Origin of the sequence: Streptomyces sp. NPDC005483, assembly GCF_040606035.1 — a bacterium.
GTDB lineage: Bacteria > Actinomycetota > Actinomycetes > Streptomycetales > Streptomycetaceae > Streptomyces.
This window is the reverse complement of sequence record NZ_JBEXEA010000018.1, coordinates 14785-28608: the sequence shown is the minus strand read 5'-3', so window position 1 is coordinate 28608 and position 13824 is coordinate 14785. Positions and strand designations below refer to the sequence as shown.

14 protein-coding genes and 1 tRNA gene are annotated in these 13824 nt (G+C 71.1%); 5 read left to right on the top strand and 10 right to left on the bottom strand.

Annotation, left to right across the window (positions count from 1 at the left end; translation table 11 throughout):
- Window positions 1–2: 2 nt before the first annotated feature.
- The 3 genes from ehuD to ehuB are packed head-to-tail and all read right to left on the bottom strand — an operon-like array spanning window position 3 to window position 2250.
- A complete protein-coding gene (gene ehuD, locus ABZT06_RS30750; RefSeq protein ID WP_355748082.1) occupies window positions 3–653 on the bottom strand; it encodes an ectoine/hydroxyectoine ABC transporter permease subunit EhuD in 651 nt (216 codons plus the stop codon).
- Window positions 650–1348: an ectoine/hydroxyectoine ABC transporter permease subunit EhuC gene (gene ehuC / locus ABZT06_RS30745; RefSeq protein WP_355748079.1), complete on the bottom strand. Its 699-nt coding sequence runs from the start codon at window positions 1346–1348 to the stop codon at window positions 650–652. The genes ehuD and ehuC overlap by 4 nt, the downstream gene beginning before the upstream one ends.
- A complete protein-coding gene (gene ehuB, locus ABZT06_RS30740) occupies window positions 1345–2250 on the bottom strand; it encodes an ectoine/hydroxyectoine ABC transporter substrate-binding protein EhuB (RefSeq protein ID WP_355748076.1) in 906 nt (301 codons plus the stop codon). Before ehuB ends, ehuC begins: the two co-directional genes overlap by 4 nt.
- Window positions 2251–2347: 97 nt before the next feature.
- Here ehuB and ABZT06_RS30735 point away from each other — a divergent pair, with 97 nt between their 5' ends.
- Entirely contained in the window at window positions 2348–2872 is a 525-nt protein-coding gene (locus ABZT06_RS30735) for a DUF3830 family protein (protein ID WP_355748073.1), read from the top strand.
- A gap of 221 nt (window positions 2873–3093) precedes the next feature.
- Here ABZT06_RS30735 and ABZT06_RS30730 read toward each other — a convergent pair whose 3' ends face one another.
- Entirely contained in the window at window positions 3094–4506 is a 1413-nt protein-coding gene (locus ABZT06_RS30730; protein WP_355748070.1) for an amidase, read from the bottom strand.
- A gap of 20 nt (window positions 4507–4526) precedes the next feature.
- Entirely contained in the window at window positions 4527–5474 is a 948-nt protein-coding gene (locus ABZT06_RS30725) for a D-2-hydroxyacid dehydrogenase (protein WP_355748067.1), read from the bottom strand.
- Window positions 5475–5674: 200 nt separating this feature from the next.
- Between ABZT06_RS30725 and ABZT06_RS30720 the strand changes: the two genes are divergently transcribed.
- Both ABZT06_RS30720 and ABZT06_RS30715 read left to right on the top strand, forming a co-directional pair.
- Window positions 5675–6499: an aspartate/glutamate racemase family protein gene (locus ABZT06_RS30720; protein ID WP_355748063.1), complete on the top strand. Its 825-nt coding sequence runs from the start codon at window positions 5675–5677 to the stop codon at window positions 6497–6499.
- The gene (locus ABZT06_RS30715) at window positions 6496–7227 is read left to right on the top strand and encodes a decarboxylase (RefSeq protein ID WP_355748061.1); all 732 of its coding nucleotides are present in this window, start codon (window positions 6496–6498) and stop codon (window positions 7225–7227) included. Before ABZT06_RS30720 ends, ABZT06_RS30715 begins: the two co-directional genes overlap by 4 nt.
- 200 nt (window positions 7228–7427) lie before the next feature.
- Here the strand turns inward: ABZT06_RS30715 and ABZT06_RS30710 are convergent, their stop codons facing one another.
- Entirely contained in the window at window positions 7428–7688 is a 261-nt protein-coding gene (locus tag ABZT06_RS30710) for a hypothetical protein (RefSeq protein WP_355748059.1), read from the bottom strand.
- 174 nt (window positions 7689–7862) lie between these two features.
- Here ABZT06_RS30710 and ABZT06_RS30705 point away from each other — a divergent pair, with 174 nt between their 5' ends.
- A complete protein-coding gene (locus ABZT06_RS30705; RefSeq protein WP_355748056.1) occupies window positions 7863–8972 on the top strand; it encodes an LLM class flavin-dependent oxidoreductase in 1110 nt (369 codons plus the stop codon).
- 3 nt (window positions 8973–8975) lie between these two features.
- Here ABZT06_RS30705 and ABZT06_RS30700 read toward each other — a convergent pair whose 3' ends face one another.
- Complete coding sequence (locus ABZT06_RS30700) at window positions 8976–10790, bottom strand: EAL domain-containing protein (RefSeq protein WP_355748053.1); 1815 nt, start codon at window positions 10788–10790, stop codon at window positions 8976–8978.
- 284 nt (window positions 10791–11074) lie between these two features.
- Between ABZT06_RS30700 and ABZT06_RS30695 the strand changes: the two genes are divergently transcribed.
- Window positions 11075–12358 (top strand): M6 family metalloprotease domain-containing protein, encoded by a 1284-nt coding sequence (locus tag ABZT06_RS30695; protein ID WP_355748050.1) that lies wholly within the window; start codon window positions 11075–11077, stop codon window positions 12356–12358.
- Between the two features lie 199 nt (window positions 12359–12557).
- Here the strand turns inward: ABZT06_RS30695 and ABZT06_RS30690 are convergent.
- The 3 genes from ABZT06_RS30690 to ABZT06_RS30680 form a co-directional block, all read right to left on the bottom strand.
- Window positions 12558–12631 (bottom strand) — tRNA-Lys (locus tag ABZT06_RS30690).
- Window positions 12622–13209 carry a bifunctional DNA primase/polymerase gene (locus tag ABZT06_RS30685; protein ID WP_355748047.1) on the bottom strand — a complete coding sequence of 196 codons (588 nt, stop codon included), beginning with the start codon at window positions 13207–13209 and terminating at the stop codon, window positions 12622–12624. The genes ABZT06_RS30690 and ABZT06_RS30685 overlap by 10 nt, the downstream gene beginning before the upstream one ends.
- A gap of 120 nt (window positions 13210–13329) precedes the next feature.
- The gene (locus ABZT06_RS30680; protein ID WP_355748044.1) at window positions 13330–13698 is read right to left on the bottom strand and encodes a hypothetical protein; all 369 of its coding nucleotides are present in this window, start codon (window positions 13696–13698) and stop codon (window positions 13330–13332) included.
- Window positions 13699–13824 lie beyond the last annotated feature (126 nt).

Below are 13824 nucleotides of genomic sequence, written 5' to 3'. Positions count from 1 at the left end.
TGTCAGCGGACAAGACGTCGCTCCAGGGATCGCAGGAGAAGGGAGGCCAGATAGGAGATGACGATGAAGGCCACGCCGATCACGGTCAGCGGCTCGGTGAACTGGAAGTGCTCCTGGGCGAACAGCCGCGCCTGGCCGAGCATCTCCAGCACCGTGATGACCATCAGCATCGGTGTGTCCTTGAGCATCGAGATCACGTAGTTGCCGAGGGCCGGCACGACCCGGCGGATCGCCTGCGGCAGGATCACCACCTGCCAGGTCCGCACCCGCGGCAGGTTCAGCGCCGTCGCCGCCTCCCACTGGCCGGCCGGCACCGCCTCGATACCGGCCCGGTAGACCTGCATGGTGTACGTCGAGTAGTGCAGGCCGATGCCGATGACACCGGTGGCCAGCGCCGAGAGGGTCACGCCCCACTCGGGCAGCACATAGAAGAGGAAGAACAGCTGGACCAGCAGCGGGGTGTTGCGCACGAACTCCGTGACCACCCCGACCGGCCAGCGCACGAACCGCGAGGGCGCGCGCATCAGCAGCGCCCAGACCAGCCCGAGGACGAAGGAGATCAGCGAGCCGAGCGCGAGGGCCTGCAGGGTGACCAGCAGACCGTCCCAGAACTGCGGCATGAAGTCGCTCACGGCACTCCAGTCCCATGTCATCCGACACCACCTCCGACGGGCTGGGGCACCTTGACCTCACGCGTGGGTTCCTTGCCGACCCCCGCCTTGAGCTTCTTCTCGAGCCCGCGCATCAACCGGGTGAGCAGGAACGCGATCACGAAGTAGATGAGCAGCAGATACGTGTAGATCCCGGCGCTCTCCTGGAGCGCGAGCCGCACCAGGTTGCCGCTGAACGCCAGATCGCCCATGCCCATCACGGACACCAGCGCGGTGCCCTTGAGCAGTTCGATCAGCAGGTTGGAGAACGGCGGGATCATCTCCGGCACCGCCTGCGGCAGCAGGATCAGCCTGAGCCGCTGCCAGGGCGTGAAGCTCAGCGCGATCCCGCCCTCCTGCTGGGCCGGGTCGACCGCCTTGAGCGCCCCGCGCACGATCTCGGAGCCGTACGCCCCGTAGGTCAGTCCGAGTGCGAGCGTGCCCGCCCACATCGGCACCAGCTGCCAGCCGAAGGCCGGGGGCAGCACGAAGAACACCCAGAAGATCATCACCAGCGCCGAGGTCCCGCGGAACACCTCGGTGTAGAAGCCCGCGAGGAAGCGGACGATCCACAGCCGGTGGGTGCGCGCGACGCCGACCACGAAGGACACCGCGGCGGCGAGCAGTGAGCTGAGGACCAGCAGCTGGACGGTCGTCCAGATGCCCTTGAGGACCAGTTCCCAGAGTCCGGTTGTCATCCGCCGCAGAGCTCCTTCGCGGTCAGGTCCGTCATCTCGGCCTGCGTGAACCCGAAGGGCTTGAGGACCCGGAGCAGTTCCCCGCTCTTCTTCAGCTTCCGCAGCTCCGCGTTGAAGGCGTCCCGCAGCTTCGTCTCGGTCCGGCGGAACGCGAAGGCGCCGCCGTCGGTGTGCGGCTTGCCGCCCACGATCGGGGTGAAGGCCTTCGTGGCCTCCGCCTTGGCCGACTTCTTCACCACCTCACGGGTGGTCAGCGCGGTCCCGGCGAACACGTCGACGCGCCCCGCCTCCACCGCGTTCAGCCCCGCGACCTGGTCGGGGACGATCAGGATGTCGCTCTCCTTGTATCCCGCCTCGACGGCGTACCCGATCTCCGCGTAGCCGGTCCCGGTGGCGAACTTCGCCTTCTTCTCGACGACGTCCTTGTAGTTGTGAAGACCTTTTGGATTTCCCTTGCGCACGATGAAGGAATCGAGCATCTGGTAGTCGGGATCGGCGAAGATCACCTGTTCGCAGCGTTCCGGGGTGACATACATCCCGGCCGCCACGACATCGAACTGCTGAGAATTCAGCCCGGGAATGAGCGAGCCGAACTCGGTGGGCACGGGCTGCACCCGGTCCACGCCGAGCCGCTTGAATATGACCTTCGCGAGTTCCGGCGCCTCGCCGGTCAGATCGCCGTTCTTGTCGATGTAACCGAAGGGGATCTCACCCGCGATTCCCAGCCGTACGACACCTGCCGCCCGCAGCCGGTCGAGCAGTTCACCGCCGCCTGTGGTCGAGGCGGTGGCCACGCGTGAGCAGCCCGCGGCGCCCAGGGCACCGAGCGCCGCCACCCCCGCGAGCAGCGATCGGCGGGTGGTCCCGGATATGTGTTCGCCATGTTCCAGTGGTGGAGCCATGGCGGCGCGGCTACCCGACCGAATGCGGTTTATGCGGATCGATTTGAGCCCCGTTTCGCGCCGAGGCCCTCTTGACCGGCGGGGGACCATGGAGTGCATGGCTGACCGCTACATCGAAGTCTCGCTGGTCAAGCGCGGGATCACCGCCAGGGCAAAGCTCCTGGACGACCGGGCGCCGATCACCTGTGCGGCGGTATGGGACGCCCTCCCGCTCGCCGGTGACGTCTATCACGCGAAGTACGCACGCAACGAGATCTACGCCCTCTTCCCGCCTTTCGCGGAAACAGAGCCGCCCCTGGAAAATCCGACAGTCACCCCGATTCCCGGAGATCTCTGCTATTTCTCCTTCGCGGGCACCGAGCTCGGCACGAAGTCCTACGGCTACGACCGCGAGGTCCGCGCGGGCACGACCGTCGTCGACCTGGCCCTGTTCTACGAACGCAACAACCTGCTCCTGAACGCCGACGTGGGCTGGGTGCCGGGGATCGTGTGGGGCCAGGTGGTGGAGGGGCTGGACGCCCTGGCCGAGGGCTGCAACGACCTCTGGCGCTCGGGCGCCCTCGGCGAGAGCCTGCGCTTCAGCCGGGCCCAGGGCCTGTCGTTCGGATCAGGCCGGCTGTGAGGTGCGGTGCTTTTCAGCCGACCCGAGCGGGGTCTGGTGCGTGCAGCTGCAAGGCGGAGGAGGGAGTCGACGCAATGGTGTCCCCCCGGTCGAGCAAAGCCGAGAGTGGGGAGTCGGCGACCGACGACAACGCCGCTGGGGGTCCCCCACGCCTTTTGGGCAGTGGGGGAGGGCGTGCCAGCCCCCGCGACGCCGGGATGATCCAAACGACAGGCCCTAGCTCACCCCGCGTGGGCCGGGGAGGGCGGCCGGAGGCCCGCGGCGCCTGCCTCGTACAGGGCGTGGGCCGCACGCAGCACCAGGTCGTCCCGGTGCCGGGCCGCCACGATCTGGAGTCCCACCGGCAGCCCGTCGCCGTCCGTGCCGACGGGCACGCTCGCCGCCGGCTGCTGCGTCATGTTGAAGGGATACGTGAACGGCGTCCACCCCGTCCACCGGTGATGCCCCGAGCCCTTCGGGACCTCCGTGCCCGCCTCGAACGCGGTGATCGGCAGGGCCGGGGTGACCAGCAGGTCGTAGGAGTCGTGGAAACGGCCCATCCGGCGCCCGAGTTCCATCCGGACGTCCACCGCGGCCAGGTAGTCGAGCGCGCTCATGCGGGCACCGAGGGCGCGGATCTCCCGCAGCCCCGGGTCCAGCAACTCCCGCTGGTGGGGCCCAAGATGCTGGGTCACCCGGGCCGCCCCGCTGAACCACAGGGTGTGGAAGGCGTCCACCGGGTCGGTGAGGTCGGGGTCGGCCTCGGTGACGTAGGCGCCGAGTCCGGCCAGGCGCTCCACGGCACGGCGGACCGCCGCCGCGACCCCGGGCTGTACCGCCACCTGGCCGCCGAGGGACGGCGAGAACGCGACCCGCAGCCCCCGCACCCCGCTGGACAGGACCGCCGAGTACGGGCCGGCCGCCGGCCCCAGCGCGGACCAGTCGCGGGAGTCCGGCACGCCGATGACGTCGAGCAGCAGCGCCGCGTCGGCCGCGTCACGGGTCATCGGGCCGACATGGGCCAGGGTGCCGAAGGCGCTCGCCGGGTAGAGCGGCACGCGGCCGTACGTCGGTTTCAGGGCGAAGATCCCGCAGAACGCGGCCGGGATACGGACACTGCCCCCGCCGTCCGTGCCGAGCGCGAGCGCCCCCGCGCCGAGCGCCACGGCCGCCGCGGCACCCCCGCTGGAGCCGCCCGCGGTGCGCGTCGGGTCGTACGGATTGCGGGTCACGCCCGACAGCGGTGAGTCCGTGACGCCCTTCCAGCCGAACTCGGGGGTGGTCGTCTTGCCGAGGAACACGGCCCCCTGCTCGCGCAGTCGGGCCACGGACGGGGCGTCCTCGTCCCAAGTGCCGCTCTCGGCAATCGTCTTGGAGCCCTTCAGTGTCGGGGCGCCGCGCGTCAGCAGGATGTCCTTCACCGTGACCGGAACGCCGTCCACCGCGCCGGACGGCTCCCCGCGTCGCCAGCGGTCGGCCGACGCGCTCGCCTGCGCCAGGGCCTCCTCGCCGGTCAGGCGCACGAAGGCGTTCACCTCCGGCTGGATCCGCTCGGCCCGCTCAAGAGCCGCCCGGGTCGCCTCCACGGGGCTGAACTCGCCCTTGCGGTAGCCCTCGACGAGTTGTACGGCGGTCAGTTCGGTGAGGTCCCGCATATGTGCCCCTCCGTCGACGTTCAGTGCCCTGGTACGTACCCGCGTTGCTTGTCGACCACGTTCGTCAGTGATCTGCCCGCCGCCCAGCGCTCGTACATCTCCACGAACTGCGTGCCGAGTTCATCGCGCCAGCCGACGGTGTCCCCGCTCATGTGCGGGGACACGATCAGACCCGGGACCTGCCACAACGGGCTCTGGGACGGCAGCGGTTCGGTGTCGAACACGTCCAGGGCGGCACCGGCGATCCACCGCTTGGACACCGCCTCCACCAGCGCGTCCTCGACGACCAGCTGACCGCGGCCGATGTTGATGAACCGGGCGGAGGGCTGCATCATCCCGAAACGGCGGGCGTCGAACATGCCGTGGGTCTCCGCGGTGAGCGGGGCGGCCGCGATCACCCAGTCCGCCCGGGCCATCAGCCGGTCGAGGTCGTCGGGGCCGTGGATCCCGGTGCGCGGGCGGCGGCCGACCAGGGCGGTGACGATGCCGAGCGCCTTGAGGGTGCTCACGATCGCCCGCCCGATGGGCCCGGAACCGACCACGCACGCGCGTGTGCCGGCCACCCGCTGGGACTCCCGGTGCCGCCACGTGCCCTCCCGCTGCAGCTCCAGCGTCCGGGGCAGGTCCTTGGCCATCGTCAGGACCAGCGCGGCGACGTACTCGGCGATCGGCTGGTCGAAGACACCGCGCGCGTTGGTCACCCTCGTGTCGGAGGCGACGAGTTCGGGACACATCAGGTGGTCCACGCCCGCGCTCGCCGTGTGCACCCAGCGCGGCCGCGGACCCTCGCCCGGCCACGCGTCCCGCACCGCGGTCGAGGTGAAGTCCCAGACCAGCAGCACGTCGGCGGACGGCAGCCGCTCGGCCAGCGTGTTCTCGTCCGTGTGCACGATCCGGGCCCGGCCGGTGAGTCTCCCGAGGCGCGGCAGGGGGTCGGCGTCAAGGACCAGAAGGGTGGGGACGGACATCGGAGGCACCGTTTCTACGGATTGTCGCGGCGGCTGCCAGGCGTCTGACATGGGAGGAGACAACCGTGTCGACACCGGTGTTTACGTGTGCGTGACATGGGCGGATTGACCACGCTCGCACCCGAACCTACCTTCGTCAACACGGGCGTTGTGCACGCTCCGCTGCTCCTCCGTCTCTCACCGTGAGGCCGGTCTTCGCCATGGACGTTTCCTTTCTGGGTGGTCCGCGCCCTCAGCGCGGTGTCGGTGTCGTCGCCCCCTTCGACTTCGCGCTCGACCGCGAGCTGTGGCGCTGGGTCCCCGACGAGATCTCGCTCCATCTGACCCGCACCCCGTACGTCCCCGTCGAGGTCAGCCTCGACCTGGCCCGGCTGGTCAGCGAGCACGAGACCCTGCACGAGGCCGTGCGCACGCTCAACGCCATCGCCCCCGAGGTCGTCGCCTACGCCTGCACCTCGGGCAGCTTCGTCGGCGGGATCGCCGGGGAACGCGCCATGTGCGCGGCCATGACCAGGGCGGGCGCGGTCCCCTCCCTGACCACGTCCGGCGCCCTCCTGGACGCCCTCACCGAGCTCGGCGTGCGCCGGGTGGCCCTGGTGACGCCGTACACGGTGTCGGTGACCAGGTCCCTCGAGGAGTACGTCGCCGAGGCCGGCGTCGCCGTCACCGGGTGCGCCTACATGGACCTGACCCGTCACATCTGGAAGGTGCCCTACCGCCGGGTCTCCGAGATGGCCCACAAGGCCGTACGGGCCGACGCCCAGGCGCTGTTCATCAGCTGCACCAACCTGCCCACGTACGACGTCATCCCGCAACTGGAGGCGGAACTGCGCATACCGGTGATCTCGGCCAACCAGGTGACCATGTGGGCGGCGTTGCGCCGACTGGGTACCCGAGCCGTGGGACCGTACCAGGCGCTGATCGACCCGGCGGCGAGGTCCGGTCCCGTGCGCCCGGAGATTCCGGGTCTGCCGGAAGTCCGGGAACTGCCGGACGGAGAACAGCAGCAGGAAGGCTGGACATGACCGCACTCGGATTCCTCTACCCGGGCCACTCCGCCGAGGACGACTATCCGCGCATCGAACAGCTCCTGGGCAGCGACATCCGCCTGGACGTGGTCCACACCGACATCGGCACGGACGCCCACCGCGTGGACGCCCTCCTGGAGATGGGCTCCGCCGAGCGGCTCGCCGCGGGCGTCGAGGAGCTGCGCATGTCGGGCGCCGAGTCCGTCGTCTGGGCCTGCACCAGCGGCAGCTTCGTCCACGGCTGGGAGGGCGCCCAGGAGCAGGTCCGCACCCTCGCCCGTACGGCCGGCATGCCCGCGTCCTCGACGTCCTTCGCCTTCGTGCACGCGGCGAAGGAGATCGGCGCCGGGCGGGTGGCGGTCGCGGCGACCTACCCGGACGACGTGGCGGCCCTGTTCGCTCAGTTCCTGCGCGCGGGCGGGGTCGAGGCCGTCCAGGTCCGCGGCGCCGGGATCATCACCGCCGCGGAGGTCGGCACCTGGGGCGAGGAGGAGGTCTTCGCGCTGGCCCGGGAGGCCGACTCGCCGGACGCCGAGGCGGTGCTCCTTCCGGACACGGCCCTCCACACGGCCTCCCACATCCCGGCCCTGGAGAAGGAGCTCGGCAAACCGGTTCTCACCGCGAACCAGGTCACCGTCTGGGAGGCCCTGAGGCTGACGGACCGCCGGGTGAACGCGCCGGCGATGGGGGCACTGTTCACCAGGGAGCCGATCGTCCAGGTCTGACGCGGGGTGGCTTCAGGCGCTCACCGTCGACGCTCCCGCGGGGGCGCCGGTGGTGAGCGCCGCGCGCATGGGACGCCGTCGGCGGTGCTGGCGGTTGGCGTAGCTCCTCGGGCGCGGTCGGGACCTGACCGCGGCTTCCGGTCCAGCTGGACGAGACCGTCCACCGAGCCTCCGGCGGCCCGCTTCTCCTTACGCTCCCCTCACAGCCGGTCCCGGCGGCGGACCGCACGCAACCGCATCGTCAGACCGACCGCCAGCAGCACCAGGGACACCGCGCTGTAGGCCCACGAGCCGGTGCCGCGCACGGCGTCGACGGCGGCCAGGATCACCCACAGGGCGGCGACGACGCTCAGCGCGGTCCACGCGATGTCGGCGATCCGGATGGACAGCTGGGCGCGCTGTCTGGTGCCGGGTTCGAGCGGTCCGAGGTCCGACGGCCGCGACGTGTTCTCCCGCGTCATGGGCGATCCCTCCGTTTTGTGGGGTTGTGCGCTCCGGGTACCCAGGGGCTTCTGCGACAAGCGGTCAAGTGCCGTACGGGATACGGAAGATGGGACTCCAGGGAGACGTGCGACCGTGCCCGGGAATAACCGGGGACACTCTCCTGTTGTCGCCAGGACGACAGCGCACGGCTCATGAGCAGGAGGCACCCCACCGTGGCGGAAGACGAGATCCGAGGTACTGCACAGGGCACCGCCCCCGTACCTCTCTCGGTACTCGACCTGGTCACCGTCGGCGCCGGACGCACGGCCTCCGACGCCCTGCGCACCAGCGTCGCCATCGCCAAGCTCACCGAGTCCCGCGGCTTCCACCGCTACTGGATCGCCGAGCACCACTCCATGCCGGGCGTGGCGTCCTCCTCGCCCGCGGTGATCCTCGCCCACCTCGCCGCCCACACCACCCGCATCCGGCTCGGCTCGGGCGGCGTCATGCTCCCCAACCACGCCCCGCTGGTGATCGCGGAGCAGTTCGGCACGCTGGAGGCGATGGCCCCGGGCCGCGTCGACCTGGGCCTCGGCCGGGCCCCGGGCACGGACGGCGCCACCGCCGCCGCCCTGCGCCGCAGCGACCGGCTGCGGGAGGGCGCCGACGACTTCCCCGAGCAGCTCATGGAGCTCACCCGCTTCCTGGACGACGACTTCCCGGACGGCCACCCCTACCGCCGTATCCACGCGGTCCCGGGCCCCGTCCAGGCGACCTCGCCCGGCGGCGTCCAGTCCCCGCACCGCCCGCCGGTCTGGCTGCTCGGCTCCTCCGGCTTCAGCGCCCAGCTGGCCGGCTCCCTCGGCCTGCCCTTCGCCTTCGCGCACCACTTCTCGGCGCAGAACACCATCCCGGCCCTGGACCTGTACCGCGAGTCCTTCCGGCCCTCCGCGGTCCTCGACGAGCCCTACGCCCTCATCGGCGTCTCCGCCCTCGCCACCGACGACGAGAGGGAGGCCCGCCGCCAGGTCCGCGCCGCCGCGCTCAACATGATCCGGCTGCGCACCGGCCGCCCCGGTCTGGTCCCCACCCCGGAGGAGGCGGAGGCCTACGAGTTCAGCCCGATGGAGGAGGAGTTCGCCAACTCCTGGAACGCCAACGTCGTCCACGGCACCGCCGACGAGGTCCGCTCAGGACTCGACGACCTCCACAAGCGCACCGGCGCCGACGAGCTGATGCTCACAGGCAACGCGCACAGTGGTGACGTACGCCTGCGTTCGTACGAACTGATCGCGGACGCCTACGGGTTGCCGACGGCCTGACGGTCAGACCTGGACGCCCATCAGCCCGGAGATACGATCCGGCGACACCGGCCGCGAGTACAGCCAGCCCTGGCCGGTGTCGCAGCCGATGCGGCGCAGGCGGCTGGCCTGGGCCGAGGTCTCGACGCACTCCGCGGTGACGGTGAGGCCGAGGCGGTGGGCCAGCTGGATCATCGCCTCGACGACGACCTCGTCGGCCGGGTTCGGGGCGACGCCCTCGCCCTCGTACTGGAATCCGCGCACGAACGAGCCGTCCAGTTTCAGGACGGAGACCGGGAGACGGCTGAGGTAGGCGAGGTTCGAGTAACCCGTGCCGAAGTCGTCGATCGCGATGCCGACGCCCATGTCGCTCAGCGCCTGGAGGGCCTGGAGCGGGCGGCCCGCCGAGCCCATCACCGCGGACTCGGTGAGTTCGAGCTGGAGCAGATGCGGGGCCAGGCCGGTCTCCGCGAGGGTCTGCGCCACGTCCGCGACCAGGTCGGAGTCCCAGACCTGACGGACCGCCACATTGACGCTGACGAAGATCGGCGGCTCGTCGGGGTGGTCCAGCTGCCACTTCCGGGCCTGCCGGCACGCGGTGGCGAGGATCCAGCGGCCGAGCGGGACGATCGAGCCGTCCTCCTCGGCCAGTGCGATGAACCGATTCGGCGTCAGCAGCCCGAACTGCGGATGGATCCAGCGCACCAGCGCCTCGACCCCGCGCAGCCGGCCGTCCTCCATGCTCACCAGCGGCTGGTACTCCAGCTTGAACTCACCGCGCTCGATGGCCGGGCGCAGCGTGGAGGCGAGGGCCTGGCGGGTCATGCGGTGGGCGTTGCGCTCGGGGTCGAACAGGGTCCAGCGGTCCCGGCCGTCGGCCTTGGCCCAGTACAGCGTGGTGTCGGCGGCCTGCATCAGCCCGGTCGCCGAGGTGCCCTGCGCCTGCCGTTCGACGACCCCGATCGACGCCGACACCGACATCCGGTGACCGGACAGGTCGAAGGGCGCCTGGATCGCCTTCAGCAGCGACTCGGCGAGGTCGGCGAGCTGCTCCGTACCGGTGGAGTCCTCGACGAGCAGCGCGAACTCGTCGCCGCCCAGCCGCGCCACCAGGGGGGCGGTCGCGCGGCCCTGGCCCGCCTCGTCCGCGCAGCGCGTCAGGCGCTCGGCCACGGCGGCGAGCAGCCGGTCGCCGACCCGGTGGCCGAGGGTGTCGTTGACGGCCTGGAACCCGTCGAGATCCAGGTAGCACAGCCCGATCCGGCCCGTGCCGCCCTGCTCGTACGACTCCGGCTCCAGCGCGGCCGTCAGCCGCTCGAAGAACAGCGTGCGGTTGGGCAGCCGGGTCACCGGGTCGTGCATCTGCAAGTGGCGCAGCCGGGCCTGGAGTTCACGGCGGGCGGTGATGTCGGCGACGGAGAGCAGGACACCGGGGGAGCCGTGCGCGTCCGCGGCCAGCGGCGTTACCGTGATCTGCGCCCACATGGAGTGCCCGTCGGGATGCTTGAGCCGGCGCTTGCAGCGCAGCTTGGCCTGCCGGCCGCGCAGCACCTCGTGGTAGGCGTGCCGGGTGCGGGTGTCCGAGGCCAGGTCCACCAGGTCGGCGGCCGGGGTCCCGGTCAGCTCCTTCGGCGCGGCGCCGAGCAGCTCGCCGAAGGCGGGGTTGGCGTCGACGACCGTGCCCTCGCGGTCCACCACGGCCATGGCCAGCGGCGCTGCCGTGAAGGCCGCCCGATGCGACGGGGGATTGGTACGAACAGGTGTCGCGATATCACTCTCTGTAACGGCTGACCCGTCGAGGTCTGCCGCGGCCGTCGGCCCTTCGGACGTTCCGTTCACCGCTAGCTCCCGCAGTGCACTCGATCGCTGTCCGCGCAGGAAAGTGTGCCGATCATAGAGGCTGCCCCCAGACCCTTCCAGCCATTGCCCGGTCCAGGGGGCCGGCAACCCCCTCTGGCAGATCGTTTCTGCCCACGGCTGGAAGGGTTCTTCAGCCCTGGGACCGGTTGTGACGTTCCGTGAGTGATTCGGGGGTGTCGGCCGGTTCGGCAGGTCACGCGGACTCACTCGTCCGGTGCAGATAAACAGGGCGTATCCCCACAAACTCACACAGGCTGGGTGCGGTGTCCCGTGAACCGCTCCCGGAGGTCCCGTTGCCGTGCTCGATTCAGCGCACTCTTCCGCGCCCCCGACTGCGCAGCACCGCCGCCGTGTTCACCACCATGGCGGCCCTCGCCGCCACCTCCCTCGTCACCGGCCCCTCGGTCGCCGGACCCTTCTCCTCGGCGCCCTGCACCCTGGAACGCACCGAGGCCCACCACTCGGAGGGGCTGGACACCTGGAACGCCGCCTATCCGCGCCCGGCCCGCGCCCTCGACGCGGTGATGGTCTTCCTGTCCTTCCCGGACGCCCCGCCGATGACCACCCCGGCCCAGCTGACCGCCGATCACTTCCCAGCCACCACCCGCTTCTTCGAGCGCGCCTCCTACGGCCGCTTCACCCTGCGCCCGCACCCGCTGCGGCACTGGATCCGGATGCCGCGCCCGTCGACGGCGTACGCCATACAACGCGACTGGAGCGCCGCGGACCGGGGTGCCTATCTGCGTGATGCGCTCGCCGTGGCCGACCGGCAGGTCGACTTCTCGCGCTACGACGTCGTCTACTTCGTCGCCGATCCGGATGCGCCCGGCGTCGACTCGGACGCCACGAAGGTCGTCAACCTGGACGTGCCGCTGCGGGCCGACCACACGGACATCCGCCGGGTCGTCACGGTCTTCGAGAAGCATCCGCCGGACCGTCTGGTGCTGGCCCACGAGACCGGGCATGTCTTCGACCTGCCGGACCTGTACCACCGGCCGATGGACGGCAAGGGCGACTGGGACACCTACGTCGGCGACTGGGACCTGATGGGCAGCCAGTTCGGACTGGCCCCCGATCTGTTCGCCTGGCACAAGTGGAAGCTGGGCTGGCTCGAGCGGCGGCAGGTGGTGTGCGTACGGGGTCCGAAACCGGTGCGGCTGACGCTGGAGCCGGTGGCGGCCGGTCCCGGCCGGGCCGGGATCTTCGGGCTCGGACGCGGCACGAGACTCGCGGTCGTGCGCACCGGGGCGGACAGCGCGCTCGCCTTCGAGGCGCGCGGGGCGGTGGGCAACGACGCGGCGGTCTGCCGGCAGGGCGTGCTGGTCTACCGCGTCCACAGCGGCGCGGCGTCCGGCGGCGGCCCGATCCAGGTGATCGACGCCCACCCCCGCACCAAGGCCTGCTGGGCGAACTCCGTCTACCCACCGCTCGCGGACGCCCCCGTGGAGGCGGGCGAGAACTTCAGGGTGCCGGGGGAGGACGTACGGGTGAAGGTGACGGGCCGCACGACCACGGGAGCGTGGGATGTGGAGATCGCGGTCGGATAACCCAGGGACACGCCGAAGGCCCCCCGCTTGCACGGAGGGCCTTCGCTGTCTGTGCGCCGCCAGGGACTCGAACCCCGGACCCGCTGATGCTGTGTCTTCCCGGGGGCAACCCCCGGACCCCCGGCCTGCTGGTGTGGGCCGGAGCGACTCGTCTCAACGCCGAAGGCCCCCCGCTTGCACGGAGGGCCTTCGCTGTCTGTGCGCCGCCAGGGACTCGAACCCCGGACCCGCTGATTAAGAGTCAGCTGCTCTAACCAACTGAGCTAGCGGCGCCTGCTGACGTCGTAGACCTTAGCATCCTGATCGGCCGGGGGAAAAATCGATATCCGCACGGTGCTGCGGGCCGCGCGTACGGCCGCCCAGAGCAGGATTTCCGGGCCCGGCAGCCAGGGGTGACGGAGGTCGGGGGCGACCAGCCAGCGGGAGGCCGACGCGGATTTCGCGCCGCTGAGCGGGGCCGGGACGGTCACCGCGTCGCCGGTGCCGTGGCACAGCAGCGGCGGGATCGCGGCCGTACGGCCGAACTCCTCCCAGCGCAGCAGGGACGGCAGCCGCTGGGCCGTGCCCGGCGCCGCGAACAGCAGCATCCTGCCCCGGAGCGTCGCCACCGGCCCCGAACCGGGCCCCTCGTCCCACAGCCGGTCGAGCATCCGGCGCCCGAAGATCGCGGGGGCGCTGACCACGTCGAAGACGGTGCCGCAGGGCAGGACGACCGGGGCGGCGGGGCGCTCCTCCCAGAGCGACAGGGTGCTGCGCGGATACGTCCCTGCCGAGGCGAGCCAGGCGGCCCCGTCCGGGGTGACGCCGGAGACGTCGAAGCGGTCGGAGAAGGGTTCGTCGCGAGTGCTCATGCCGCATACATCTACCGGGCGTGAGCGGACGGTTCCCCAGGGTTGCGGGAAACCGGGACAGGAGCGGACGGCGAGGGGTATCTTGCCCGCCTGGCATATGCCAGAAAGATCTCCGGAGGCTCACACGGGGTCGGCGTGCCCCGCTCCGCCCTCCGCGCCGCGCAGCAGATCCCGGCCGAACTCGACCATCTTCTTCGCGTAGTCCTCGGTCCACTCGGCGCGCTCGGCGATGTCCGCCGTCGTGAGCCGGTCGAAGCGCCGGGGGTCGGCCAGCTGGGCCGCCGCCATCGCCTGGAACTCCACCGCGCGGTCCGCCGCCGCGCGAAAGGCGTGCGCCAGCTCGGTGGACCGGGTCAGCAGCGCGCGCGGGTCGTCGATCGACTCCAGGTCGAAGAAGTGCTCCGGGTCGTCGGCCACCTGTGTGGGCTCGAACAGCAGGGGCGCGGGGCGTAGCCGCGGCTCGTTCCGACGCGGCGTGGGCTCCGCCATGTCTTCGTCCTCCTCGTACCTCGTCCGTACCTCGGCCCGCCTGTGGAGGGCCACCGTCCATTGTCCCGCGCCCGTGCAAGAGGGCGGAGTGTCTGCGGCGGTACCAAGGTCTACGGCCCCCGCGCC